General features: G+C 47.2%; 24 protein-coding genes. 18 read left to right on the top strand and 6 right to left on the bottom strand.

Translation table 11 applies throughout. The features are described 5' to 3' along the window. Positions 1–183: 183 nt before the first annotated feature. Both KNP04_RS02160 and rnhC read right to left on the bottom strand, forming a co-directional pair. Entirely contained in the window at positions 184–996 is an 813-nt protein-coding gene (locus KNP04_RS02160; RefSeq protein ID WP_214820340.1) for an alpha/beta fold hydrolase, read from the bottom strand. 71 nt (positions 997–1,067) lie between these two features. Then, positions 1,068–1,982, bottom strand: a complete 915-nt coding sequence (rnhC, locus tag KNP04_RS02155) for a ribonuclease HIII (RefSeq protein WP_214874539.1) — start codon at positions 1,980–1,982, stop codon at positions 1,068–1,070. A 119-nt stretch (positions 1,983–2,101) separates the two neighbouring features. On the opposite strand from rnhC, the gene KNP04_RS02150 reads away from it, so the two are divergent. Genes KNP04_RS02150 through KNP04_RS02140 form a run of 3 tightly spaced genes read left to right on the top strand, consistent with a single transcriptional unit; the run spans position 2,102 to position 4,548 of the window. Continuing rightward, positions 2,102–2,503: a hypothetical protein gene (locus KNP04_RS02150; RefSeq protein ID WP_214820336.1), complete on the top strand. Its 402-nt coding sequence runs from the start codon at positions 2,102–2,104 to the stop codon at positions 2,501–2,503. After that, entirely contained in the window at positions 2,503–3,024 is a 522-nt protein-coding gene (locus tag KNP04_RS02145) for an NfeD family protein (protein ID WP_074033399.1), read from the top strand. Before KNP04_RS02150 ends, KNP04_RS02145 begins: the two co-directional genes overlap by 1 nt. A 3-nt stretch (positions 3,025–3,027) precedes the next feature. Then, positions 3,028–4,548 carry a flotillin lipid rafts scaffold protein FloT gene (locus KNP04_RS02140; protein WP_214693180.1) on the top strand — a complete coding sequence of 507 codons (1,521 nt, stop codon included), beginning with the start codon at positions 3,028–3,030 and terminating at the stop codon, positions 4,546–4,548. A gap of 52 nt (positions 4,549–4,600) precedes the next feature. On the opposite strand, the gene KNP04_RS02135 is transcribed toward KNP04_RS02140, so the two are convergent. After that, positions 4,601–4,870, bottom strand: coding sequence for a hypothetical protein (locus KNP04_RS02135; RefSeq protein ID WP_214874538.1), 270 nt, complete (start codon positions 4,868–4,870; stop codon positions 4,601–4,603). A 205-nt stretch (positions 4,871–5,075) separates the two neighbouring features. Here KNP04_RS02135 and KNP04_RS02130 point away from each other — a divergent pair, with 205 nt between their 5' ends. From KNP04_RS02130 to KNP04_RS02115, 4 genes are all read left to right on the top strand, one after another. Then, a complete protein-coding gene (locus tag KNP04_RS02130; RefSeq protein ID WP_214874537.1) occupies positions 5,076–6,044 on the top strand; it encodes a BMP family lipoprotein in 969 nt (322 codons plus the stop codon). Then, a complete protein-coding gene (locus KNP04_RS02125) occupies positions 6,044–7,687 on the top strand; it encodes a methyl-accepting chemotaxis protein (RefSeq protein WP_214820332.1) in 1,644 nt (547 codons plus the stop codon). The genes KNP04_RS02130 and KNP04_RS02125 overlap by 1 nt, the downstream gene beginning before the upstream one ends. Positions 7,688–7,936: 249 nt before the next feature. Next, positions 7,937–8,512, top strand: a complete 576-nt coding sequence (locus KNP04_RS02120; RefSeq protein ID WP_214874536.1) for a helix-hairpin-helix domain-containing protein — start codon at positions 7,937–7,939, stop codon at positions 8,510–8,512. Between the two features lies 1 nt (position 8,513). After that, a complete protein-coding gene (locus tag KNP04_RS02115; protein WP_214874535.1) occupies positions 8,514–10,631 on the top strand; it encodes a DNA internalization-related competence protein ComEC/Rec2 in 2,118 nt (705 codons plus the stop codon). A gap of 61 nt (positions 10,632–10,692) precedes the next feature. Here KNP04_RS02115 and KNP04_RS02110 read toward each other — a convergent pair whose 3' ends face one another. Continuing rightward, entirely contained in the window at positions 10,693–10,857 is a 165-nt protein-coding gene (locus tag KNP04_RS02110) for a YqzM family protein (protein ID WP_012726678.1), read from the bottom strand. Positions 10,858–10,947: 90 nt separating this feature from the next. Here KNP04_RS02110 and holA point away from each other — a divergent pair, with 90 nt between their 5' ends. Beyond that, a complete protein-coding gene (gene holA, locus KNP04_RS02105) occupies positions 10,948–11,958 on the top strand; it encodes a DNA polymerase III subunit delta (RefSeq protein WP_353047911.1) in 1,011 nt (336 codons plus the stop codon). Positions 11,959–11,967: 9 nt separating this feature from the next. After that, on the top strand, positions 11,968–12,405 hold the full coding sequence (locus KNP04_RS02100) for a GNAT family N-acetyltransferase (protein ID WP_214874533.1): 438 nt from the start codon (positions 11,968–11,970) through the stop codon (positions 12,403–12,405). A gap of 27 nt (positions 12,406–12,432) precedes the next feature. On the opposite strand, the gene rpsT is transcribed toward KNP04_RS02100, so the two are convergent. Continuing rightward, positions 12,433–12,693 carry a 30S ribosomal protein S20 gene (gene rpsT, locus KNP04_RS02095; protein WP_012726675.1) on the bottom strand — a complete coding sequence of 87 codons (261 nt, stop codon included), beginning with the start codon at positions 12,691–12,693 and terminating at the stop codon, positions 12,433–12,435. Positions 12,694–12,912: 219 nt separating this feature from the next. Here rpsT and lepA point away from each other — a divergent pair, with 219 nt between their 5' ends. The 5 genes from lepA to hemW all read left to right on the top strand — a co-directional run bounded on the left by lepA (position 12,913) and on the right by hemW (position 19,476). Then, positions 12,913–14,736 carry a translation elongation factor 4 gene (lepA, locus tag KNP04_RS02090; protein WP_214693159.1) on the top strand — a complete coding sequence of 608 codons (1,824 nt, stop codon included), beginning with the start codon at positions 12,913–12,915 and terminating at the stop codon, positions 14,734–14,736. A 114-nt stretch (positions 14,737–14,850) separates the two neighbouring features. Further along, entirely contained in the window at positions 14,851–15,954 is a 1,104-nt protein-coding gene (gene serC / locus KNP04_RS02085; protein WP_214874532.1) for a 3-phosphoserine/phosphohydroxythreonine transaminase, read from the top strand. Further along, positions 15,899–17,062 carry a phosphoglycerate dehydrogenase gene (locus KNP04_RS02080; RefSeq protein WP_214874531.1) on the top strand — a complete coding sequence of 388 codons (1,164 nt, stop codon included), beginning with the start codon at positions 15,899–15,901 and terminating at the stop codon, positions 17,060–17,062. The genes serC and KNP04_RS02080 overlap by 56 nt, the downstream gene beginning before the upstream one ends. A 10-nt stretch (positions 17,063–17,072) precedes the next feature. Further along, on the top strand, positions 17,073–18,254 hold the full coding sequence (locus KNP04_RS02075) for a DUF1015 domain-containing protein (protein ID WP_214874530.1): 1,182 nt from the start codon (positions 17,073–17,075) through the stop codon (positions 18,252–18,254). A 67-nt stretch (positions 18,255–18,321) separates the two neighbouring features. Then, on the top strand, positions 18,322–19,476 hold the full coding sequence (gene hemW / locus KNP04_RS02070; RefSeq protein ID WP_214820318.1) for a radical SAM family heme chaperone HemW: 1,155 nt from the start codon (positions 18,322–18,324) through the stop codon (positions 19,474–19,476). Between the two features lie 44 nt (positions 19,477–19,520). Here hemW and KNP04_RS02065 read toward each other — a convergent pair whose 3' ends face one another. Continuing rightward, positions 19,521–20,126, bottom strand: coding sequence for a DUF1054 domain-containing protein (locus KNP04_RS02065; protein WP_214820316.1), 606 nt, complete (start codon positions 20,124–20,126; stop codon positions 19,521–19,523). A gap of 192 nt (positions 20,127–20,318) precedes the next feature. Between KNP04_RS02065 and hrcA the strand changes: the two genes are divergently transcribed. The 4 genes from hrcA to dnaJ all read left to right on the top strand — a co-directional run bounded on the left by hrcA (position 20,319) and on the right by dnaJ (position 25,019). Further along, the gene (gene hrcA / locus KNP04_RS02060) at positions 20,319–21,341 is read left to right on the top strand and encodes a heat-inducible transcriptional repressor HrcA (protein WP_214820314.1); all 1,023 of its coding nucleotides are present in this window, start codon (positions 20,319–20,321) and stop codon (positions 21,339–21,341) included. A gap of 17 nt (positions 21,342–21,358) precedes the next feature. After that, positions 21,359–21,946, top strand: a complete 588-nt coding sequence (gene grpE / locus KNP04_RS02055; protein ID WP_074033385.1) for a nucleotide exchange factor GrpE — start codon at positions 21,359–21,361, stop codon at positions 21,944–21,946. 29 nt (positions 21,947–21,975) lie between these two features. Then, positions 21,976–23,802, top strand: a complete 1,827-nt coding sequence (gene dnaK / locus KNP04_RS02050) for a molecular chaperone DnaK (RefSeq protein WP_214693135.1) — start codon at positions 21,976–21,978, stop codon at positions 23,800–23,802. A gap of 110 nt (positions 23,803–23,912) precedes the next feature. Continuing rightward, a complete protein-coding gene (gene dnaJ, locus KNP04_RS02045; RefSeq protein WP_214693130.1) occupies positions 23,913–25,019 on the top strand; it encodes a molecular chaperone DnaJ in 1,107 nt (368 codons plus the stop codon). Positions 25,020–25,029: the final 10 nt, after the last annotated feature.

The following is a 25,029-nucleotide window of genomic DNA, read 5'->3' as shown; positions in this document are numbered from 1 at the left end:
AACAAAACGATTTCAGTCCCTCAGTCGAATAATAATCAGCAGGCTGTTCATATGTACGGGTTTGAACATCTCAAGCATCTCCTCTTTGTTGGATTTGCTAAAGAATACCATCTATTTTTGTAATAATCAATATTTTCTGAAAATAAACTGAAAAAAATTCAGGATGTATGGTGGCATCCTGAATCAGCTCATTTGTAGAGAGCGTGCTTGAATTTGATCGTCGATAAATTTCATCGACAATGAATTGAATTTCTCGGGTTGGTCCACATTCACGACGTGACCTGAGTCTGCAACAATTTCAACATTGGCAGTCGGTTGGTGTTTTGCGGTCCGTTCCACAGCTTCAAGGAACATATAATCTTCATCGCCCATGATATATAAAATCGGGACGTTCGTTTGAATCGAAGTGATTTGATTTAGTAATGGATTGATGTTCTCGGTCATCTTAAACCAGCGTATAAATTCGCGTTGACACAAGTTCGCAGCGTCTCGTACAAACATCATCCGTGATTTTTTATGCCGTTTTTTCGGCAGTAAAATCCATGCGAACAATTTGTATAACCACATATATGGAACGAAATTTTGAACAAGGCTACCGAGTCGAATGAGAAGCGTCGAACGAACGTTGAACTTGACGATGGCGCCTCCAAGGACGACCGATGCGATCCGGTCCGGATAATGTTCAAACATCGCCTGAATCACAATCGTACCTAAAGAGAGTCCGACCATATGACCTTTTTCGATGCCTAAGTGGTCCATGACCTCGATGACATCTTTCGCGACGACATCGAACGTATAGGCGTTCAATGGTTGTTTAAGCGATTGTTCAGCATCGTATGAACCACCATGTCCACGTAAATCGACGAGCAACACATTATATTTCTTACGGAATGGGCGAAGTTGACGATACCAATGTGACAAACTTCCACCGGCTCCGTGAATGAAGACGACCCAAGGATGGTCATCGCTGATCGTGTAGGTTTTATAATGCAACATGAACGCTATCCTCCAAAAATTTTAAGTTCATTTAACCATAAAATGAGTATATCATATTTGAAATCGAACCTCTACAGACGACGTTCGTTTAAGTTTATTGCTTTTTTTGTGTTGGCAAAATGGACTTTAGCAATCTTTTGTAAATAATCCTGTCCATGACGTCGGATGATCTGAGCGGCCACTTGGTCGACTTTTGCCCCTGCCCCTTTCGGAAGGGTCAATCCGGCTTGTTTACTTAGTTTGTCCATTTCTTTTAAGAAAAAGGCGCGGGCTAAGATGGACGCGGCTGCGACTGCGACGTGTAGTCCTTCCGCTTTTGTTGAAAAGTAGACGTCATCACGGACGACATCGCGCTCTGCCCGTAGATGTTGATAGTAGACCGACTTTTCCGCAAACTGATCGATCAGGATGGCGTCTGGTTTCTGTTCAAGTTTTTCAAGCAATGCATGAAGTGCAGCGTTATGTGCGATGGCGGTCATTTTGCCTTGTGTCATCGTGCGTTGCATCTTATTATACGTCGGGTTGTGCATTGTCGCTTTTTGATATGGGATTGTCGCATGTAAATCCCTAGCGATTCGGATGATTTCGGGATCAGACAGCTGTTTTGAGTCTTTGACGCCGAGTTCTTTGACGAGTGCGATCTGATCGCGTGATACAAAAGCGGACACGACGACGAGTGGTCCGAAATAATCACCTTTTCCGACTTCATCGCTCCCGACAACAGACCAATTTGAAAAGCCTTCAGGTAGTGTCGTCTTCGGTGGAGATGCTTGTTTTTTCTTGGCAGGGGTTCCCCATTTCACTGCCTCGGAATCTGCATCTTTACCTTGAAACATCACTTTACCCGATTGATAAATCGTGACGACAAATCCAGGGGTTTTTGCACTGAAAGTCGCGTAAGGAGGGGGGGTGACTGCATACGTGTGATACATGTTTTTTAGTTTTTCTTGATCAGCAGTTGATAGCTTGATGACTTGGTTGCCCAAAATGAGCACTTCCTTTCTGTCTGGCAAATTCATTTTACATTTTTTTATGATTTTTTGAAACCGATGATGAGGTTTTATCGTATATGAAAGTGATTAGAGTAAAGTGAGGTGAGATAGACGTGTGGTGGCGCGATGACACGCATCAAGATGAGGTAGAGGAATTGTACAAGCACATTCTCGAACTCGAAGCGAGAATTGCCAAGTTAGTGGCTCATCAAGTGAGAGTGCGTCGGCTGCTGATGCAAGATTCTTCGGAGGACGTGACGGATCAAGTAGTTCAGGTTCAAAAAGAAGTTGAATATTTTTTAAACAGGATGCGACTCGAACGTCAAGAACTCGTCGATGTATATAATCGACGGCGCATTGAACAATCGATTGGTCGAGTTCGAGAAGCGAACGATCTATCCACGTCGTCCCTATCCGAATGGGATAAGATTGAGGATCAGCTCGCCCTTGAAGTCGAACAACTTCGACGTATGTTATTAATGGAACAGCAACGTCGACAGGAGGAGGGGTGGTAATGGAGGCAATCGATCAACTGTACTGGTGGGTGTTGATCATCGCTGGTTTTGGAACCTTCATCTATATGATGTTCTCTGATGCATTTGACATGTTTGAAGGATGGTTTAACCCTGCAGTTATTTTATCGTTTTTAGCACTCGGTGCTGGAATCGGACTCATTTTAAACGCATTGGCGCACGTGTCACCGGTGATTGGACTTGCTGTCGCATTGGTCGGATCGCTCGCTCTGACAACACTTCTCTATTTGTTCGTGTTGTTACCATTATCCAATGCTGAAGAGTCAATTGGATTGACCGATGAAGCGTTGGTAGGACAAGTCGGACGGTTGACGGTACCGATCCCAGAAGGCGGATACGGTGAAGTCATGATTGAGACAGTGACCGGTTCCCTTTTAAAGACAGCTCAAAGTTTGGATGGGACATCGATTTCCACGGACCACCGAGTCATCATTATTGAAGTGAAAAGTAATATCGCCATCGTCATGACATATGACGAACCTACGATTCGAGAGGAGAAATAACTTATGAATACGGCTATTTTAGTCAGCATCATCGTCGGGGTCATCATCCTCGCACTCGTGTTTGTATTCGTTTTGAAATACCGCACGGTCGGACCTGACGAAGCGCTGATTGTAACAGGTAGTTATTTAGGCAAGAAAAATGTACATAGCGACACCTCGGGTAACCGTGTCAAAATCATTCGTGGTGGAGGAACGTTCGTCCTCCCAGTGTTCCAACAAGCAGAACCACTCAGTTTACTCTCTAGCAAGCTAGAGGTCACAACGCCTGAAGTGTATACCGAACAAGGTGTACCGGTCATGGCGGACGGAACGGCCATTATTAAAATCGGCGGGTCAATCAGTGAAATTGCGACAGCCGCAGAACAATTCCTCGGAAAACCGAAAGTTGAACGAGAAAACGAGGCGAAAGAAGTATTAGAGGGTCATTTGCGATCTATTCTTGGTTCGATGACGGTTGAAGAAATTTACAAAAACCGGGACAAGTTTTCTCAAGAAGTCCAACGCGTCGCTTCTCAAGACTTGGCGAAGATGGGACTTGTCATCGTCTCCTTCACGATTAAAGATGTTCGAGATAAAAATGGTTATTTAGAATCACTCGGTAAACCTCGTATCGCGCAAGTGAAACGTGATGCTGATATCGCAACAGCGGAAGCGGATAAAGAAACGCGTATCAAACAGGCCGAAGCGATGAAAGATGCGAAAAAAGCAGAGTTAGAACGAGCATCAGAAATTGCAGAAGCAGAGAAAGAGAATCAACTCCGGATTGCGGCATACCGTCGCGAGCAAGACGTTGCCAAAGCCCGGGCTGACCAAGCGTACGAGCTCGAGGAAGCACGTGCGAAACAAGAAGTTACAGAACAACAAATGCAAGTTCAAATCATCGAGCGTCAAAAGCAAATCGAGCTCGAAGAGAAAGAAATCATGCGTCGTGAGAAACAGTATGATTCAGAAGTGAAGAAAAAAGCCGATGCGGACCGTTACTCGATCGAACAATCGGCCGCTGCGGATAAAGCACGTCAAATCGCAAGCGCGGATGCTGAGAAATATCGCATCGAAGCACAAGCGAAAGCGGATGCGGAACGAGTTCGTTTGGCTGGTCTTGCTGAAGCCGATTCTGAACGTGCGAAAGGTGAAGCGGAAGCTGAAATCATCCGCTTGACGGGTCTCGCGGAAGCGGAAGCGAAAGAGAAAATCGCCGAGGCGTTCGCTCAATATGGGCAGGCTGCGATTCTTGATATGGTCGTCAAAATGCTTCCGGATTATGCGAAGGAAATTGCGGCACCACTTGGCAACATCGATCAAATCACTGTCGTCGACACAGGCGGTGGTCAAAACGGTGGAGCAGGGAAAGTGACGGGATATGCAACGGACCTTATGGCTTCATTGCAACAAACGTTGAAAGCATCTTCGGGTATCGATATGAAAGACTTGCTCGAGAACTTTGCCGGAAAAGGGAATGTCGCGAAGGCACCTGCACCGGAGCGAGAGTTAGCGGATACGACGGTCGCTGCATCAAAAGAATAAATTACACGAGCCATAGACATCGTCTATGGCTCTGATTTTTGCTCATGATTGACTAGTATGAAATCACTTCTGCAGCTTTTAGAACAGAAATAAAATAATACAATGTCGGCACGAGCGTGATGAACAGACCCAACCATTTTGTTCGCGTTCTGAACTGTAAAATAAAACCAACCGTCCATAGTACAAACCAAAGCATGAAATACCAACGATATTGTGGGGTATCTGTCTCTGCTATACCAGGACCGCTCAACCAAAGTGACAATAAGAGAACAAATAATCCTGATATGACGTTCCAACTATGTCGAATCATCTTTTCAATCATTTCCTTAACCTTCCCTTCGGACTAGACATCATAGTCGTTCATATGAGTATTCAACAATTAGAAAAAATTCCCTTTTAAACCATCTAACATTCTCAGATGTTCCCACATTTTATTACCACAACTTTTAAAAATAATGATGGATAACCATGCCTTCTCTGTCGATAAAATAGTTGTCAGACCAATAGAGAGAGGGAGTATGGAATACATGAAGAAAAGCATAATCATCAGCACGATCACAGCTTGTACACTGTGGTTGTCCGGTTGTCAGTCGGTCATCGATGACCCGACTGCCGCTGTTGAAGAACGTCAGACGATGGGTGTCGTTCTATCGGATGTTGGTCTCGGGGACCAATCGTTTAGTGATGCGGCGATGCGTGGTATGGGGGAGTTACGTGAGACAGGCGAATGGTTCGTTGACTATCGTGAATTATCAGAGACAGAGACGTATCAGGCAGGGTTTGAAGAGTTGGTTAAAGAGGGACATGATGTGATTGTCGGTCTCGGCTTTGCATGTCAGGAAGATCTTGAGACGGTGGCGGCAGAACACCCGGACCAACAATTTGCCCTCATTGATGGCGTGTCAGCGTTACCGAACGTTTTAAATGTCACGTTTGAAGAAGGAGAAGGCAGTGCGCTCGCGGGTGCGGTAGCTGGTCTTGAGACAGAGACGGATAAAATCGGTTTTATCGGTGGGATGGATATTGAACTCATTCAGAAATTCGAGGCAGGATTTGAGCGCGGAGCGAAATCCGTAAACGAGGATGTCGAGATGCTCGTTGATTTCTCGAACGACTTCGCCTCACCAGAGCTTGGACGCGAACTAGCGGAGAAACAAATCGAAGAGGGTGCAGACGTCCTCTATGCAGCGGCGGGCCTCACAGGAGTCGGGGTATTGGAGACTGCTGAAAAGTATGGAATTAAGGCAATCGGAGTCGATAGCGATCAATCGATGATTGCACCTGATGCGGTCGTGACTTCGATGTTGAAACAAGTCGATTTGGCGATCGTTGAAATCGCAGGTCGTGTGACAAAACAGCCGTTCAATGATCATGTCATCCTAGGTATTGAAGAAGGAGGCGTCGGCTTAGCGCCACTTCGTCGTATTCAGTGGGATAAGAATGAGACAACTCAGTATGAATCGGTCGAACGTCAACTGAAAGAGGGGACGCTATAATGAGTCTACGTAAACGGTTTATCTTCTCAACGGTGTTCACCGTCGTCTTGATCGTTCTCATGATGAGTTATGTCTTGTCGACCTTGAACCGTCTGCAGACATACAATGAACAGTACGGGAGTCAAATGATTGAATTGTCTCAGCTCGAGACGTCACTCTTACAAGAACAATCGCTCTGGACGTCGCTTGGCGAACAGTCGAATCAGTCTACACTCGTTCAACTTGAACGCATCCGTGTATTGAACGCGGAAACGTTTGATGAATTAAAACAGTCTTACTTGATTCCAGAGTTTTCGAATCATCTAGACCGTGCCACGATGAAGTATGAGCAAGTGAACGAGGATGTCGAGTCTGCATTAGAAGGTGGGATTGGAGCTCGGATTCAAGCTGCTAAGCTCGAAGGGTTGTTAAATGATATCAACACGCTGATTGCAAAGAACGGTTCGTTCTACGAGGCGCTTCAAGTAGAGGCGGCAAATGAGACAGAGCGTCTATTATTCATCTCAATCTTGTTGACGATTCTCGTTGTCTTAGCGCTCGGCATTTACAACTTCTTCTTCGCGCGTTCCATCACACGCCCGCTCGAGCGCAACGTGAAAGTCGCAGAAGCCATCGCTTCAGGACGCCTCATCACATTGCCAGAATCAACTCGCAATGATGAAATCGGGCGACTAGAACGCGCAATGCGCGAGATGACGACATCTCTTCAAACGGTCATCGGTTCGATTCGTGTGACATCGATGAAAGTGAATGGGATGACGGAAACGGCAGCGGCTGAAAATGAAGCGGTTGTCAGCACGACGTCAAACATCACGAACGCAGTGGATGAAATGGCACATGGCGCGCAGTCCATCGCCAATGAATTGCAAGAAACACTCAGCTCGGTCCATACGATGGCGACTTCGTTCGAGACGAGCTTGAATCAAACGAAACAGACGACAGAAGAAACGACTGAGATGACACGAGAAGTGGCAGCCGGGATTGAGACGTTGACGGATCAGGAACACATCCTTGATCGCTCTAGCGAACGGAATGAAGTGCTTGTCACGAGAATGGATCACTTTGCTAGACAGACGACAGAAATCGAATCGATGGCGAAACTCGTGGAAGACGTGGCAGCCCAGACAAATTTACTCGCCTTGAACGCAGCGATTGAAGCGGCTCGTGCCGGTGAAGCAGGACGTGGATTCGCGGTCGTGGCGAGCGAAGTGAAAAAGTTGGCCGAAGAGAGCAATAAGGCAACCCGCTCGATTTTCCATGTCGTGGAGACGATTCAACAAGAAGTCGTGCGATTGACAGAAACGGTGAACGAATCAAAACGCGAACAAGAAGCACAGCTTGAAGCATTCGGTTTGACGAAGGAAGCGTTCAACCGAATCCATGAACGTACAGACCATGTCGCCTCATTTGTCCGTACAATTGAGCAAGAGATGCGCACATCTAGTAGTGAAGTGAACAACGTGTTGCGTCGTGTCGAGGAAGTATCGGGCGTGACAGAAGAATTGGCAGCTGGAAATGAAGAAGTGGCTGCTTCGATGAAAGAACAACAAGCAAGCTTTGATCAAATCTTTACGTTGATGCAAGAACTAGAAGGACAGGCTGCGGCACTCGCTGACCAAGTCCAGCATTTCGAGGAAGAGTAATAATCCTTATGCAGAAGGACCGAAGACCATCATTGGTTTTTGGTTTTTTTGCTGTTTCGAATGTTTGGGCTCCTTCTTCTGTTGTCGCAAGGAAATGAGCGATTATCTTTCATATTGTATGAGGGTCGGGTACGTTGCAGGCAAGCAAACGACTCCGTTGAGAATGAATTAAGACCTGGAACGAGACAAGTGTAGTCACGCTAGATTCGGCATACTAGATACAATAGTCGAAACAGGGGGAGAATCGTCTTGGAAAAGTGGAAGCAGGTCATCATCGGTGTTGTCGTCGTCCTGTTTTTAGGTGTTGGTTATTTATTTTATAGTAAAGAACCAGAAGAACGTGTCGTCGATGAATTCGTCGTAGAATCAGAAGAAGTAGTTCCGGATGAGACCGTAGAGCGATTAGAAATCGTCGTCTATGTCACAGGCGCGGTCGAGTCTCCGAACGTCTATACCGTGCCAGAAGGTGCTAGAGTCGGGGATGTTCTCTCGTTGGCCGTATTAACAGATGAAGCCGACCCGGAACGATTGAACTTGGCACAACTACTCGTGGACGGTGTAAAAATCATCGTACCGAAAAAAGGAGAAGCGCCGATTGCACAAGAGGTACCTAGCACAGAGTTAGAAGCAAATGGGGTACACGTGAATAGTGCCACGAAAGACGAGTTGATGTCGGTCCCTGGTATTGGTCCTGCAAAAGCAGACGCGATTTTGAACCACCTGAAAGAGAATGGTCCCTTTAAAACATACGAGGACTTAGGTGATGTGAAAGGATTTGGAGAGAAAACATTAGAAAGTATGAAACCTTACTTATTGGTACCATGAGATGCCGTTATTTCCACTATTTGCGATCGTGATGGTGACCGGATTGACTGAAGGAATCTACCTCGTCACAATCGTTTCCGGTGTGTTATACTTCGCGTCTCGAGGCGGACAACATCTATATGCGAAACTCGGTGTCATTCTCCTCATCCTGATTGCATGGCTACATGCCAATCCGGCAGAATGGACACCGACAGACACAGTCGTGTTCTCGATTGAGAGTCGTAAAGAGAACGGGAAGACGACCCGATTATATGGAAACGCGGGGACTCATCAAGGTGTGTTGCGGGGGAGGGAGCTCTCGATTGGTAGACCTGGTGAGACGTGTCTCGTAGAAATGGAACAAGAACTGTTTCAGCCGTTACGGAACATCGGGGGATTTGACGAACAGAAATGGGCGGCTAGCGCGGACTTGTCCTTAAAAGGAAAGATCAAGCGAATCGACGAGTGCCGTCCGACAGCAGGGATGGACGGTTGGATGTTGAGGTGGAAAGAGAGACGTCTCCAACAGATTGAACAACAATATCGCGCCGATGTCGCGCTATACATAGAGGCCTTACTGTTCGGTGAGAGCCGGATGCTCGACGAACAGACTTCTTTCTCATATCGAGTGACGGGTCTCCTGCATCTTCTCGTCATCTCAGGTTCGCATATCGCCATGCTGATTGTCGCGCTTCGAGCAATGTTTCGGCCAATCCCGATTCGACGAGAGACGAAGACGGTATTGATTCTATTGACGATTACGGCGTTCGGATGGCTGACTGGTTTTTCACCACCGGTCGCACGAGCTGTCCTCGTGGCAGATGTGTTGCTCATCCTTTCTTTATTTGGTGTATCGGTAAGGGACCCGATTCGTCTCTTAAGTTGGTGCGCAGCTGCCATGCTTGCCTTTCAACCACACCTTCTCTCAAACTTAGGGTTTCAGTTAACGGTCGGGATGACGTTCTTCTTGTTGGTCACGAGACAACTGTGGACCGGGTTGTTGGAGTTGTCCGTGTTTGCCCAACTATTTGGATTATTTGTCCTTTGGCAAGTTCAACCGATTCTATCCGTCGCTGCACCCCTTTTCAATATCATCATGGCGTTTTGCATATCATGGGTGATGATGCCGCTCGCACTGATTGTTTGGGTCGTTCCAGAAGCCGCACAATTATTCATGGTGATCCTGGACGCCATTAACGGAATATTCTCCATGCACGATATGAATCGACCATGGCTACCGTTGCATGAACTGACATTTCCGCAGCAAGTCGCTTTATGGATTGGGATTTGGGGAAGTTTACTTCTTGTCCAACGGAAGCGATGGTTCGGATGGTGTATGGCCATATTGACGTGTATTCTCGTTGCCGGTTGGGCCGAATGGGCAGAGGCTCCACGGGTGACATTTTTAGATGTCGGTCAAGGCGATGCGATTGTTGTAGAGTCAGGAGAAACAATTGGTGTGATTGATGTCGGCGGCGTCTTTCAGGATCCCAACGAGCAAAAACGGACAATATATGACCCGGGAGCGGACGTTGTGGCTCCATATATATGGAAGCGTGGGGAGCGTGCACTTGATTTTGTCCTCTTGACGCATGCAGACCATGACCACATCGGTGGCTTAGAAGGATTGTTGAAGCTCGTGCATGTAAAGGAGATTTGGTTATCGAAAGAAGTGGCGAATGCAGAGAAGCGTGAGGAGATTCTTCGGTTGGCGGTAAAATACGGGGCATCCGTTCGCTATCTCGAGGCAGGAGATCGACCGATGTCTTGGATGTGGATTGTCGCACCGACTAAAGTGCATGAAGATGAAAATGATCATTCGATCTGCCTCTATATGAACGTAGGTGGCATGCGGTATTTATTGACAGGGGATTTGCCTATAGAAGAAGAGACTAACTTACCGACGGTTGATGTCGACGTGTTTAAGTTAGGGCATCATGGATCGAATACGTCGTCAGGGGAAGAGTTGCTCGAGCGAATCGATCCGGAATGGGTGATTGCGAGCGTCGGAGCGAACAATCGTTATGGCCACCCACATCAGGAGACGTTAGACCGTATTGTCGGACGTCGCTTGTTGCGAACGGATCTCGATGGGATGATCATCTGTGAAAAAAGAATGTGTCGGGGGATCATCGACTAGCACGTGAATAAATATGATACACTAAAAAACGATTGCTCCCCCGGGGCAATCGTTTGAAAACTTATAGGCTTAAGAACTTGATGATGACACCGATGAAGAAAATCGTGAAGAAAAAGCCAAATGGGACGATGAAGCCGATCGCAGAGTCGATCGCGTCATTACGTTTGCATTGAACATCATTTTCAAACGGGTTTTCACTCGGTGGGCGTACAGAGTTGATTTGCATATTAGGTCCCTCCTTATCATACTTCCTTTATAAGTATAGCGAATCATGCGAAGATAATCTATGTTTAGATGAGAATAAATTGTGAAAGTGGTGTGTGTTTTGAATGAACCGTGGTTACATAATGGTAAACTAGCGAGCGTCTATGTTCTCCATGGAACTGAAAAGTATTTATTAGAGAATTGGGAACGTGGAATCGTGAAGGCGGCCAACCCATCCGGTGATCAATTTGATGTCATGCAACTCGATCTCCAAGAGACGTCATTAGATACTGCGCTCGACGAAGCGGAAACGGTCCCTTTTTTCAGTGAATTTCGGACAGTCATCGTCAAGAATGCCCAATTTTTGACGGGAGCGAAAGAAAAGCAAAAGCATAACGTCGACCGTCTCGCCGAATATGTCGTTCAGCCTGCGACTTACTCGATCCTCGTCCTCATTGTCGAGTCAGAAAAACTCGATGAACGTAAAAAAATCGTAAAACGATTGAAAGAACGGGCTATCGTACTCGAAGCGAAAAAGCCGAGCCAAGCAGAATTGATGCGTTATGTGAATGATAAGCTTAGTCAGAAACAACAAAAAATGGAACGTGCGACCATGGAGCGACTGTTGTTCTTATGTCAGGATGACTGGGGAAAATTAGTCCGAGAATTAGAAAAGCTACAGTTATATGCTGGAACAGGAGCGATGATTCCGATTGACATCGTGAATGATTTGGTACCACGTACGCTAGAAGATAATGTGTTTCAGCTGTCCGAGCTCCTCGTCAAACGACGCGCAGATACGGCGCTTCGGTTAGTACGTGACTTAGAGAAGCAAGGACAAGAACTGATTGGACTTCTCGGGTTGTTAGCAAGGCAATACCGAAACATGTATCTATCAAAGCAGTTGACAGAAGCGGGGTACGGAGAAAAACAAATCGCTTCAAAAATTGGTGCTCATCCATATACCGTCAAACTAGCAACACAAGCGAGTCGTAATTTTTCAGAAGCGCAGCTCGCGCAAGCGTTGACGTTGATTGCAGATGCGGATGAAGCGATGAAAACTGGTCGTGGCGATAAACAAATCGTATTCGATACACTCGTTTGCCAATTGGCCTTACTGTGAGGTGAGAAGATGGGATTGAAACAAGTATCTCTGCAAGATGTGATTCCGCTTCGGCACATTGTACTCAGACCGGGAAAAGGGATTGAGACTTGTTATTTTGAAGGGGATGAGACGTCGACGACACGTCATTTTGCTTGGGTCGAAAGAGACCACGTGCAATCGGTCGCGACTGTCATGTTGTCATCAAGAGAAATCGAAGGCGAGTCGGTGCCGTATCAACTTCGGGGAATGGCGACGGATCCGGATCTAGCCGGACAAGGAATCGGGTCGCATTTCTTACAGGCATTACATGAAGAGTTGGATGGGTCGTGGTGGTGTAACGCCCGAGAAGTGGCTGTTCGCTTCTACGAACGAAACGGTCTCGAGCGAATTGGTGAACCGTTCGATATTCCTGGGATTGGTCCTCACTACGTCATGGTATACAAAAAAACAGCCGGCTCCGAGTAGGAGGCGGCTGTTTCGTTTGGTCTCTAATTAGAGAGCAGCGATACGAGCTGCGAGGCGTGATTTATCACGACCTGCTTTGTTTTTGTGGATAAGGCCTTTTGATGCAGCCTTGTCGAGCTTCTTCGTAGCGAGGACGAAAGCTTCTTGAGCAGCTTCTTTGTTTCCTTCGAGTACGAGAGCATCAACACGTTTTACTGCTGTACGCATTGCCGCTTTCTCTTGAGAGTTCGCAACACGACGTTTTTCAGAAGTTTTTGCACGTTTGATTGCTGATTTGATGTTTGCCATTGTTTGTCACCTCCTGAAACAAGAAAGTGTATGTTCTTATTACTTCAAGTAATCATTCAACAGAACAAGCACAATTGTAGCAAACGGTTATATGAAAAGCAACCACTTGATGATTATTCTGAAAACTATATGTGGTATTGTTGTAGTAGGTCGTACACATTACTTTAGGATTTTGATATAATGACACGGTATGCATGAGAAGGATAGGTGAACCCATATATGAATAAACAAGAATTAGAGAATCGTCAGAAGAAGATTCGTAACTTTTCGATTATCGCTCACATCGATCATGGAAAGTCGACACTCGCTGACCGGATTCTTGAGAAAACTGGTGCACTCACGGCTCGTGAGATGAAAGAGCAGACGCTTGACGCGATGGATTTAGAGCGTGAGCGTGGGATTACAATTAAATTGAACGCTGTTAAATTGAACTATACGGCAAAAGACGGAGAAGAGTATATTCTTCACTTGATTGACACGCCAGGACACGTCGACTTCACGTATGAAGTGTCGCGTTCGCTTGCGGCATGTGAAGGTGCAATTCTCGTCGTCGACGCGGCACAAGGAATTGAAGCGCAGACTCTTGCGAACGTTTACTTAGCACTCGATAACGACCTGGAAATCATTCCGGTCATCAATAAAATCGACTTGCCGTCAGCGGATGTCGATCGCGTGCGTCAAGAGATTGAAGACGTCATCGGTCTCGACGCGAGCGATGCGGTCCCGACTTCTGCCAAGGCAGGGATTGGAATCGAAGAGATTCTCGAGCAAATCGTCGAACTTGTTCCACCTCCGACAGGTGATCCGTCAGAACCGTTACAAGCCTTGATCTTCGACTCGTACTATGATGCCTACCGTGGTGTCGTCGCATCGATTCGAATCGTCAACGGTTCGGTCAAAGTAGGAGATAAAGTTCAAATGATGGCGACAGGGAAGACGTTCGAAGTAACGGACCTCGGTGTATCGACACCGAAGCCTGTCTCGGTCAAAGAATTGAACGTCGGTGATGTAGGAACACTTTCTGCATCAATCAAAACAGTCGGAGATGTTCGTGTCGGGGATACGATCACACTTGCGAAAAATCCTGCCACGAGTCAGCTTCCGGGTTACCGTAAAATGAACCCGATGGTGTACTGTGGATTGTATCCAATCGATGCAGCCAACTACAACGACCTTCGTGAGGCACTCGAAAAGCTTCAACTTTCTGATGCCGCGCTCGAGTTTGAACCTGAGACGTCACAGGCACTCGGATTCGGTTTCCGTTGTGGATTCCTAGGGATGCTTCACATGGAAATCATCCAAGAACGGATTGAGCGTGAGTTCGGGATCGACTTGATCACGACGGCACCATCGGTTATCTATCACGTGACGACAACTTCAGGAGAAGTCGTCCACGTTGATAACCCATCGAAGATGCCGGAACAACAAAAAGTGGAATCGATTGAAGAACCTTACGTCAAAGCGGCCGTCATGACACCGAACGATTATGTCGGGGCCATCATGGAACTTTGCCAGAAGAAACGTGGGACGTTCATCGATATGCAGTATATCGACACGACACGCGTCAAAATCACGTATGAGATCCCACTGAGTGAAATCGTCTATGACTTCTTCGATCAATTGAAGTCGAGCACGAAAGGGTATGCGTCTCTCGATTATGAGTTGATCGGCTATCGTCAATCACGTCTCGTGAAGATGGACATCTTGCTCAACAACGAAGTGGTCGATGCCCTCAGCTTCATCGTTCACCGTGACTTTGCGTATGAGCGCGGAAAAGTGATCGTCGAGAAGTTGAAAGCACTCATCCCACGGATGCAGTTCGAAGTCCCGGTACAAGCTGCCGTCGGAACAAAAATTGTCGCACGTTCGACAATCAAAGCACTTCGTAAAAACGTTTTGGCTAAATGTTATGGGGGAGACATCTCGCGTAAGCGGAAACTCCTTGAGAAACAAAAAGAAGGTAAGAAGCGCATGAAGATGGTCGGGTCTGTCGAAGTCCCGCAAGAAGCGTTCATGTCTGTTCTATCGATGGACGAAGAATAATTGGATTGAATCACCCTGATGTTCGAATCGGGGTGATTTTTTTGTTTAGGCAGGAAATGGCACTTCTTTTAAGGAAGAGTACACCCTTAGACAGACAAAAGAGGAGGAAACACCGTGTCGACGTATACATACTCTGCGGGTCCCGGCATGCTACCAAAAGAAGTGATGCAAGAGATTCAACAACATCTGCTGACGTTCGAATATGAAGGGGTCTCGATTATCGAAACGAGTCATCGCTCAGAGGCATTCCAGCATGTAGTCGACTCGCTCGAGGCGAGACTGAGAAGACTCATGCACATTCCCGAGAACTATGCGGTTCTTTGGCTGCAAGGTGGGGCAACACTGCAATTTTCCATGATTCCGATGAATTTGCAGAATCGAAATCGATTCGCCTATGTTGATACAGGGATTTGGTCTAAAAAAGCGATGGAAGATGCCAGGCACTTCGGGCAGGTCGACGTCATCCATCCGCTCATAGATGAGACGGGTGGGATGTCATTTGAACCGAGACTCGCTCAAGATGTCGACTATCTTCACGTGACGTTGAACAATACGATTGAAGGAACCCGATTTACGACTATACCCGAAACGGATGTCCCGCTCATTGCGGATGCCTCTTCGAACATTCTTGCCGAGCAGATTGACGTTGAGCGCTTCGGGATGATCTATGCTGGTGCCCAGAAAAATATTGGTCCAGCAGGACTGACGGTCGTCATCATACGCCGCGACTTGATTCAGTCGATCGAGCTACCAAGTTATCTTCATTACGCGTCTCATGTCGATACGTTATTCAATACGCCGTCGACGTTCAGTATGTATGCTGCAGAACGTGTCCTCAAGTGGGTCGAAGATCAAGGGGGTGTCGAGGCGATGGAGCGACTGAATCGTGAAAAAAGCGATACGGTCTATTCGTTCCTTGAACAATCGAATGTATTTTCTTCTCTCGTGTCGGGAGAACGCCGCTCCTTGACGAACATTCCGTTCACGACGGGTGACCCTAATCGAGACATGGGCTTTCAACAATTTGCCCTTGAACGCGGATTACTCGAACTCGGCGGTCATCGTTCCGTCGGTGGTCTGAGGGCGAGTCTTTATAACGCGATGCCAAAAGAAGGTGCTGTGCGCCTTGTCGACGTCATGAGAGCATTTGAGGAGGAAAACAATGTATCACATCAAAACGTTAAACCAAATCGCTGCAGCGGGTCTGAAGCGTTTTGAGCCGAATGAATATATCATCAATGCTTCAGATCAAGCTGATGCTTGGGTACTCAGAAGTCATAACGTGCACGATGAAGCAATTCCGCCCCATCTGCTCGCCATTGCAAGGGCAGGTGCCGGTGTCAACAATCTCCCGCTTGATCAACTTGCGAAACAAGGAGTCGTGGCGTTTCATACTCCGGGTGCGAATGCGAATGCGGTGAAAGAACTCGTCTTGGCCAGCATGATCCTCTCGGTCAGACCGATTGTCAAAGGTTTTAACTGGGTAAATGAACAGGCGACCGAGTCACAATCTCAGTTGGAAGAAGCGATGGAGCAACAGAAACGGCAGTTCCTCGGAGCGGAGTTACGTGGGAAAAAAATAGGGATTATCGGCCTTGGGGCCATCGGGGCTTCACTTGCTAACGACCTTCTCCAACTCGGGGTCGATGTCATCGGATATGATCCTCATCTCTCGGTCGATGCCGCTTGGAACATTTCAAAACATGTCACACGAGCCAAGCATTTGAGTGAGGTTCTAGGGTCCGTTGACCTCTTGTCGATTCATATGCCGCTGACGAAAGAGACGCGCTTCAGTATCGACCGGAGTTGGTTCGAACGGATGAAGCCTGGTATGACCGTTTTGAATTTCGCACGCGGGGAGCTCGTGAAAGATGCTGATTTAGTTGAAGCATTCCATCATCATGTTGGGCTATATATCACTGATTTCCCTCGACATTCGCTCATCGGGCATCCTCAAGTGATGGCATTGCCTCATCTCGGTGCTTCGACAAAGGAATCAGAAGTCAACTGTGCCATTCAAGCCGTCGAGACTCTCAAATTATATCTTGAGACCGGTAACATCCGTTCATCTGCAAACTTCCCAAATGCCGAACTTCCGTATACCGGCAAACGTCGCCTTGCGATTTTGCATCAAAATGTACCGAACATGGTCGGACAAATTACGGGAGAGCTCGCCTCACATGGATTGAACATCGATAACATGATCAACCGTAGCCGAGGTGATATGGCGTATACGTTGATTGATTTAGACAACAACGAACATGAACCGTTATCGATTCATGCACTGTATGATATCAAGGGCGTCATTCGCGTCCGGGAATTTTAAGGAGGATCCTATGGTCGTATTTAAACCGTTTAGTCCATATATGCCAATACTTGCTAAAAATGTTGCCGCAGATCCGTATGACGTCGTTTCTTTGGAAGAGGCGAAGGCGATCATCGCTGAGCAACCGAACTCATTTTTGAAAGTAGATAAGCCAGAAGCACTTCAAGCAAACCTCTCACTCGAAGACTGGGGAAAGCGTGCTCGTCAGGAACTTGAACGTCTATACGAAGAAGAGCTGACGGTTCGTCCGAGTGGATTTTACGTATATCGATTGACCCGGAACGAACGTCAGCAAACGGGCTTAGTCGCCACATTCTCTGTTGCAGACTATGAAGCCGGGCGAATCAAGATTCACGAACATACCCGTGAAACGAAGGAACGGGAACGGGTTGAACATGTCCAAGCGACAGGGGCGCATACCGGTCCGATCTTGCTCAGCCACCCGCCACATGCGAGTCTCAAACAGATTTTAACGAGTGCGACGGAAGAAGAACCGCTGTTCTCGTTTACGGATGATCGTGGCGTGTTACACGAAGGGTTTATGATTCCGAGTCGAGAACTTGCGCGCGTCATGATGATCGGTGCAACGATCCCGTCTATCTATATCGCAGATGGTCATCATCGCGCGAAAGCGGCAGCGGTTGTTTCTGAAATGGGTGGGGAACATTCTCAAAAGAATGAACGAACACACTTTTTAGGTGTCCTCTTCCCGAGCGACGAGTTGACGATTTTGCCATATCATCGCCTGTTGACAACCATCGCACCTGAAGAAGTAGAACATATGTTGGAAGGACTTTCGTTCTCGTATGAAGTGACAGAAGTAGATGAACTCGTCTTGCCTGAAAGTCATGGCGTGTTCGGCGCTGCGTATCGAGGAAATTATTACAGGTTATCGAAACGAAAAAATGAAACCGATCTCGATGTCGCCGTGTTACAGCGTGATATCCTTGCTCCTTACTTCAACGTTGAAGATATTCGTACGGATGCCAGAGTCGATTTTGTGGGAGGGAACAGGTCAATCGAAGAATTGCAACAACTCGCGCAAGTACCTGACCAATTACTGTTTACGTGCCATGAAACGACGATGTCACAGTTGATGCGAGTGGCCGATGGGGGTGGGCAGATGCCGCCTAAATCGACGTGGTTCGAACCAAAATTAAAGAGCGGTCTGTTTATTCATCGTTTCGATTGATGGCGCAGGCTGGAAAGAACGGACGAAAAGCGTTATAAATGGAATGAGAAGAAAGGGGTGGCCGAAATTGGCTAAAGCCGTATATCTTCACATTCCATTTTGTGAACATATTTGTTATTACTGTGATTTCAACAAGGTGTTTTTAAAAAACCAACCTGTTGATGAATATTTAGATGCATTAGAACGAGAGATGGTATTGACGCTCGAAGCGTTTCCGACAGAACGGATTGAGACCATCTTTATTGGAGGGGGCACACCGACGGCGCTCAATGAAGCGCAGATGGGTCGCCTGATGGACATGGTCCGTCGACACCTCCTCCCGTTCGCTTCAGACGACCTAGAGTATTCTGTCGAAGCGAACCCGAACTTTGTAAGTACGGAAAAACTCGACACGATGAAAGCTGGTGGTGTCAATCGACTCAGCTTCGGTGTCCAGACGTTCGACGATGGTGGACTCGAACGAATCGGAAGAACCCATCGCGCCGACGACGTATTTGAAACGGTGAATGAAGCGGCGAAGCGCTTTGATAATATTTCGATTGACCTCATGTTCGGGTTACCAGAACAGACGCTCGAGCAGATTGACCGAGACTTGAAGCTTGCGCTCGAGCTTCCGATTCAACACGTCTCATCCTATTCCTTAATTCTTGAGCCGCATACCGTGTTTGCGATTCAGGACCGGAAAGGTAAGCTCCGTCTACCGGGAGAGGATGTTGAGGTCGAGATGTACCTGAAAGTGATGGAGACACTTGAACGGTATGGACTGAAGCAATACGAAATCTCGAACTATGGGTTGCCGGGTCGAGAAAGTCGTCACAACCAAGTGTACTGGCGGAACGAAGAGTATTATGGATTCGGGGCAGGTGCGCACAGTTATTTAAATGGGACACGTCGTGCCAATATCGCACCGATTCCTCACTATATTAAAGCGGAAGGCATCCCGGTGAAACGGGTGACTGAGCTGGAAGAAGTAGAAAAAATGGAAGAAGAGCTGTTCCTCGGGCTACGCATGCGTTCAGGGGTCTCCCTTCAGACATTTGAACAGAAATATGGCGTGGCACTCGATCATGTGTTTGGTCACGTCATCGACGATTTGGTGAAGAAGTCATTGATTGAACGGACAGACTCCCATATCCGATTGACTGCGTCCGGTCTACCACTCGCGAACGAAGCGTTCGCGGCATTTATCGGAGAGGCAAAACTGGAGCATACCGAGTCATAAAAAATGGACAAGTCCCTTATTTGGGATTTGTCCATTTTTTAGCATTATAAGACGAGATCACGATAGAGCGGCGTGAGCCGAGCGAACGTGTCTTCGACCAAAGCGAGAAAAGCGTCTTCGTTTTGAAGAATCGATGCATCGGCAGGAAGTTGTCGTCCGATTAAGAAATCAGCCTTTTTGACAGTGCCGAATCGCTCGAGCAACGCTTGGATGTCTTCGTTTGATATCTCTTCAATCAGGAACGCATCTTTTTTCATATGGTCGCCTGCAATATGGAAATCAGTAAACGTTGATTTGAAATCGATTTGTTGCAAATGTTTCGCGATTGCGTCTTTGTTCGGCATCTCATAGATGAATGCGAGCCAGATGAAAACGCGGTCGTCGAAAAGTCCGACTTGTAAATGGGGATGTTTTTTATACCCGCGCTTATCGTGACAGATGGCCATCCATGTGTCTTTCGGAGGGTTTACCGTACGACGTGCATGTTTTGCGACATGCAGGTAGAGGGGGATTCCGACATCTGCCTCGAGTTGTGGTCCGACCTCGTCATAAATCCGATGGAAGAGCGGTTGAATATCCGAACGGATGCCAGACATGCGTTCGTCGAGTCCGTCCTGTTTGAATACGTTAAATTGTTTAGTTGTAAACATATTATCACCTCAAGTTCTATCATAACGAAACACTGTTTCTTTTTCAGGTTTGCCGTCTGTAAAAAAGGTGAAAAAATCCGAGTGTATGAATTGACAAATAGTGAGAACGTGATAATATTTGAAGTGTGATTAGCACTCGTTAAATATGAGTGCTAATAAAGCGAGGTAATTTTTTCAGAGAGGAGTGATGTTGTGCTGACAGATCGACAATTGCTCATTCTTCGAGCCATCATTGACGATTATATTCAGACGGCTCAACCGGTCGGTTCACGTACGTTATCGAAACGAGACGATTTGACGTTTAGTTCGGCAACGATTCGGAACGATATGGCCGATTTGGAAGACATGGGGTTGATTGAAAAACCACATACTTCCGCGGGTCGAATCCCGTCAGAGGTCGGATACCGATATTATGTGGACCACCTCGTCGAGATGCAGATCATCGACGAGCGGGAAACAGGTCGCTTAGAAGAGCGTTTAAAACAATCTTCAAAAGAGTCTGAGATCCTGATTCGCCAAGCTGCAGATCTCCTTTCTGATTTGACCAATTATACGACGGTCGCCCTCGGTCCCAATAGCCAATCTGAAAGATTGGCACGTGTGGACTTTATGCCATTAGATGAGCGACGAGGTGTCGTTCTCATCGTCACGGATCAAGGTCATGTCGAGCATCGTACTGTCATGTTCGAATCACGTGTAGCTCCTGAAGTCATTGAGGAGACGATTCGACTGTTAAACGATCGTCTCATCGGGACAGCGATCGGACAACTTAAAGTCCGAATCGGAGAAGAGGTTGCAAAATTGCAACTCGCGCAGCGACAGCAATATGAAAATATGATGCAACTGATTCAATCGACGGTTGGGATTCAAACGCCGTCTTCGCTTTATCTCGGAGGAAAGAAGAATATCTTCAACCAACCTGAGTTTCAGACGTTAGACACGCTCAGACCGTTCTTAGAATGGATTGATGAGCAAGAACGATTGACGCACTGGCTCGAATCGTTGCCAAATCGCGAGATTTATGTGAGCATTGGGAGCGAGAACGGAATTGTCGCCCTTCAAAATTGTAGTGTCATCACTTCGGATTATACACTAGATGGAAAAACGTTCGGAACGATTGCCATGATTGGTCCGACTCGAATGAATTACCGTCACGGTGTCCAAATGATGGGACAAATTATCGAAGCGTTGCGACGAACGAAACTAGATGAGTGACGGAAAGGAGTTTTACTATGACAGCAGATCATCAAAACGGGCATGAACAAGAAGACGTGCTTGAAGAAAAATCTGTAGACTCGGCACAGACAGAAGAGAACGAGTCAACTGAATCAAATGAAGATGAGGTTTTAAATGCTGAGATTGTGGAAGAAAGTTCTGAGGGGACGGACTTACAAAAAGAAATCGAAGCGTTGAAAGCGAGCGAACTCCGTATTCGTGCCGACTTTGACAACTTCCGTCGTCGGACGAATGAAGAGAACGCAAAACGCGTCAAGTTTGCTTCACAGTCTGTCATTGAAAAATTGATTCCGCTCATTGATAACTTTGAGCGTGCACTTCAAGTACAAGCAACTTCAGAGGATGCAAAGCAAATTCAATCAGGCGTTGATATGATTCATCGTCAACTGCTTGACGTATTGAATGCTGAGCAAGTCGAAGTGATTGAAGCAGTCGGACAACCGTTCGACCCGAATTTCCATCAAGCAGTCATGCAAGAGCCGAGCGACGAGTTCGAGTCGGGCATCGTGACGATGGAGCTTCAAAAAGGATATACGATGCATGGTCGAGTCATTCGTCCAAGCATGGTAAAAGTTGCAGAATAATACTACTTAACGAGACGGAGGAATAAACGATGGGTAAAATTATCGGTATTGACTTAGGGACTACAAACTCATGTGTGGCAGTAATGGAAGGTGGCGAAGCAGTCGTCATCTCAAACGCAGAAGGTAACCGTACGACTCCTTCGGTTGTTGCATTCAAAGGAGAAGAGCGTCAAGTAGGTGAGGTCGCAAAACGTCAGGCCATCACGAACCCGAACACGATCCAATCAATCAAACGTCACATGGGAACGTCACATACAGTTGACGTAGACGGCAAGAAATTCACACCACAAGAAATCTCGGCAATCATTTTGCAGAAGTTGAAGAAGGATGCTGAAGACTACCTCGGTGAAACAGTCACGGAAGCAGTCATCACAGTTCCTGCATATTTCAATGACGCTGAGCGTCAAGCGACAAAAGATGCTGGTAAAATCGCTGGTCTTGATGTCAAGCGAATCATCAACGAGCCAACTGCTGCGGCACTCGCTTACGGATTAGATAAAGGTGAAGACCACACGATTTTGATCTATGACCTCGGTGGTGGTACGTTCGACGTATCAATCCTTGAACTTGGTGATGGCGTATTCGAAGTTGTCGCTACAGCTGGTGACAACCGTCTCGGTGGAGATGACTTCGACCAAAAAGTCATCGACTACCTCGTTGCAGAATTCAAAAAAGAGAACGGCATCGACCTCGGGAAAGACAAGATGGCACTTCAACGTTTGAAAGATGCGGCTGAAAAAGCGAAGAAAGACCTTTCAGGCGTCACAAGCGCACACATCAGCCTTCCGTTCATCACAGCAGGTGAAGCAGGTCCACTCCACTTGGAGATGACACTCACGCGTGCGAAGTTTGAAGAATTGACGGCTGACCTTGTCGAACGCACAATGGAACCAACTCGTCGTGCCTTGAAAGATGCAGGACTTACACCATCTGACCTCGATAAGATCATTCTCGTCGGTGGTTCGACACGTATCCCTGCCGTCCAAAAAGCAATCCACGACTTCACGAAGAAAGAGCCATTCAAAGGGGTAAACCCGGATGAAGTTGTTGCACTCGGTGCGGCAATCCAAGGTGGAGTTCTTGCTGGAGACGTAAAAGACGTCGTTCTTCTCGACGTTACTCCACTCTCGCTCGGTATCGAGACAATGGGTGGCGTGATGACGAAATTGATTGATCGTAACACGACAATCCCGACATCGAAATCACAAGTGTTCTCAACTGCTGCAGATAACCAGCCTGCTGTTGACATCCACGTCCTTCAAGGGGAACGCCCGATGGCACCAGACAACAAGACACTTGGTCGCTTCCAATTGACTGACATTCCGCCAGCACCACGTGGTGTGCCACAAATCGAAGTTAAATTCGATATCGATGCAAACGGAATTGTTCACGTATCAGCGAAAGATCTCGGTACGAACAAAGAACAATCGATCACAATCCAATCTTCTTCAGGTATCGATGAGGCAGAAATCGAGCGTATGGTGAAAGAAGCTGAAGCGAACGCAGACGCAGATAACAAACGTAAAGAAGAAGCGGAACTTCGCAACGAAACAGACCAACTCGTCTTCGCGACAGACAAGGCAATCAAAGACCTTGGTGAGCAAGTGGAAGAGGCGGACAAAGAAAAAGCAGAAGCTGCGAAAGAAAAAGCAAAAACTGCTCTCGAAGGTTCAGACCTTGAGGCGATCCGTACAGCCAAAGACGAATTGTCAGCTGTCGTTCAAGAGTTGACGCAAAAAGTATATGCTAAAATGGCTGAACAGCAAGGTGCTGAAGGCGCAGAACCACAAACAGAAGCGAAACAGGACGATGATGTCGTGGACGCAGAGTTTGAGGATCTCGACGACCGTAAATAAACAGCCGTTGTAAAGGAGAGCGCCAAAGCAGGTTTCTGCTTTGGCTCTTTCCATGTTAAGGTAGAATCGGTAAAATCGATACGTAGATTGTAAGGATAGGAGCGAGAATAGTGGCGAAACGAGATTATTATGAAGTGCTCGGGCTCGACAAGTCGGCCTCAGCACAAGAAATCAAGCGGGCATACCGGAAGTTGGCCCGTCAATATCACCCGGATATCAACCAAGAGGCAGATGCGGCGGATAAGTTTAAAGAAATCGGTGAAGCCTATGAAGTGCTTTCTGACGAACAAAAACGTGCCCAGTATGACCGATTCGGTTTTGAAGGGGCGAACCAATTCGGAGGCGGCGGCGACTTCCAAGGTGGATTCGGAGATATCTTTGACATGTTCTTCGGTGGCGGTGGACGCCGTCAAGACCCGAACGCACCGCGTCGTGGGGAAGATTATCAATATGTAGTCGACCTTGACTTCATGGAAAGTGTGACAGGCAAGACGGAAACAATCGAGCTCGAAATTGAAGTCGAGTGTGACACGTGCATGGGGAACGGTGCGAAACCTGGAACGAAACCAGAAACGTGTAACCAATGTGGCGGCAGTGGCGTTGAAACGGTTGAGCAAAACACAATTCTCGGTCGTATGGTCAATCAACGTCCTTGTAGCAAGTGTCATGGTAGCGGTAAGACAATCAAAGAAAAATGTCCGACTTGTCACGGCTCAGGTCATGTGAAGAAGAAGCAGACCGTCGAGGTAAAAATTCCAGCCGGTATCGATAACGGTCAACAGATTCGTCTATCTGGAAAAGGCGGTCCTGGTGTGAACGGAGGACCAGCGGGAGACTTATACGTCGTCGTACGCGTGAAAGCTCATGAAATCTTTGAACGTGTCGACCAGCACATTGCGATGGAAATGCCGGTCACGTTCGCACAAGCGGCACTCGGCGCAGAGATCGAAGTTCCGACGGTTCACGGGAACGTGAGTTTGAAAGTGCCAGCCGGGACACAAACTGGCTCGAAGTTCCGCTTACGCGGAAAAGGGATGCCAAGTGTACGTGGTGGCGCGAATGGCGACCAGTATGTGAGCGTCATCGTCATGACACCGAAAAATATGACAGACCGTCAAAAAGAATTGCTTCGCGAATTCGAAGAAATCAGTGGCGAATCGGGTGTCGAAGAGGAACACGGCATGTTCCAAAAAATGAAAAAGTTCTTTAGTCACTAAAAGGAGTGTG

This window comes from Exiguobacterium sp. CH10 (assembly GCF_018617635.1).
In the GTDB taxonomy this organism is placed as follows: domain Bacteria; phylum Bacillota; class Bacilli; order Exiguobacteriales; family Exiguobacteriaceae; genus Exiguobacterium; species Exiguobacterium aestuarii_A.
The sequence above is the reverse complement of the archived record's forward strand: the minus strand, read 5'-3'. Positions and strand labels throughout refer to the sequence as shown.

What these genes read in the sequence shown, in the direction of transcription:
- KNP04_RS02140 (WP_214693180.1), top strand. Translation starts at nt 3,028, where the DNA reads ATGAATACGGCTATTTTAGTCAGCATCATCGTCGGGGTCATCATCCTC.
- KNP04_RS02160 (WP_214820340.1), bottom strand. Translation starts at nt 996, where the DNA reads ATGTTGCATTATAAAACCTACACGATCAGCGATGACCATCCTTGGGTC.
- KNP04_RS02075 (WP_214874530.1), top strand. Translation starts at nt 17,073, where the DNA reads ATGGTCGTATTTAAACCGTTTAGTCCATATATGCCAATACTTGCTAAA.
- KNP04_RS02145 (WP_074033399.1), top strand. Translation starts at nt 2,503, where the DNA reads ATGGAGGCAATCGATCAACTGTACTGGTGGGTGTTGATCATCGCTGGT.
- grpE (WP_074033385.1), top strand. Translation starts at nt 21,359, where the DNA reads ATGACAGCAGATCATCAAAACGGGCATGAACAAGAAGACGTGCTTGAA.
- rpsT (WP_012726675.1), bottom strand. Translation starts at nt 12,693, where the DNA reads ATGGCAAACATCAAATCAGCAATCAAACGTGCAAAAACTTCTGAAAAA.
- lepA (WP_214693159.1), top strand. Translation starts at nt 12,913, where the DNA reads ATGAATAAACAAGAATTAGAGAATCGTCAGAAGAAGATTCGTAACTTT.
- KNP04_RS02080 (WP_214874531.1), top strand. Translation starts at nt 15,899, where the DNA reads ATGTATCACATCAAAACGTTAAACCAAATCGCTGCAGCGGGTCTGAAG.
- KNP04_RS02125 (WP_214820332.1), top strand. Translation starts at nt 6,044, where the DNA reads ATGAGTCTACGTAAACGGTTTATCTTCTCAACGGTGTTCACCGTCGTC.
- KNP04_RS02065 (WP_214820316.1), bottom strand. Translation starts at nt 20,126, where the DNA reads ATGTTTACAACTAAACAATTTAACGTATTCAAACAGGACGGACTCGAC.
- KNP04_RS02115 (WP_214874535.1), top strand. Translation starts at nt 8,514, where the DNA reads ATGCCGTTATTTCCACTATTTGCGATCGTGATGGTGACCGGATTGACT.
- dnaK (WP_214693135.1), top strand. Translation starts at nt 21,976, where the DNA reads ATGGGTAAAATTATCGGTATTGACTTAGGGACTACAAACTCATGTGTG.
- KNP04_RS02130 (WP_214874537.1), top strand. Translation starts at nt 5,076, where the DNA reads ATGAAGAAAAGCATAATCATCAGCACGATCACAGCTTGTACACTGTGG.
- KNP04_RS02100 (WP_214874533.1), top strand. Translation starts at nt 11,968, where the DNA reads ATGGGATTGAAACAAGTATCTCTGCAAGATGTGATTCCGCTTCGGCAC.
- KNP04_RS02110 (WP_012726678.1), bottom strand. Translation starts at nt 10,857, where the DNA reads ATGCAAATCAACTCTGTACGCCCACCGAGTGAAAACCCGTTTGAAAAT.
- KNP04_RS02135 (WP_214874538.1), bottom strand. Translation starts at nt 4,870, where the DNA reads ATGATTGAAAAGATGATTCGACATAGTTGGAACGTCATATCAGGATTA.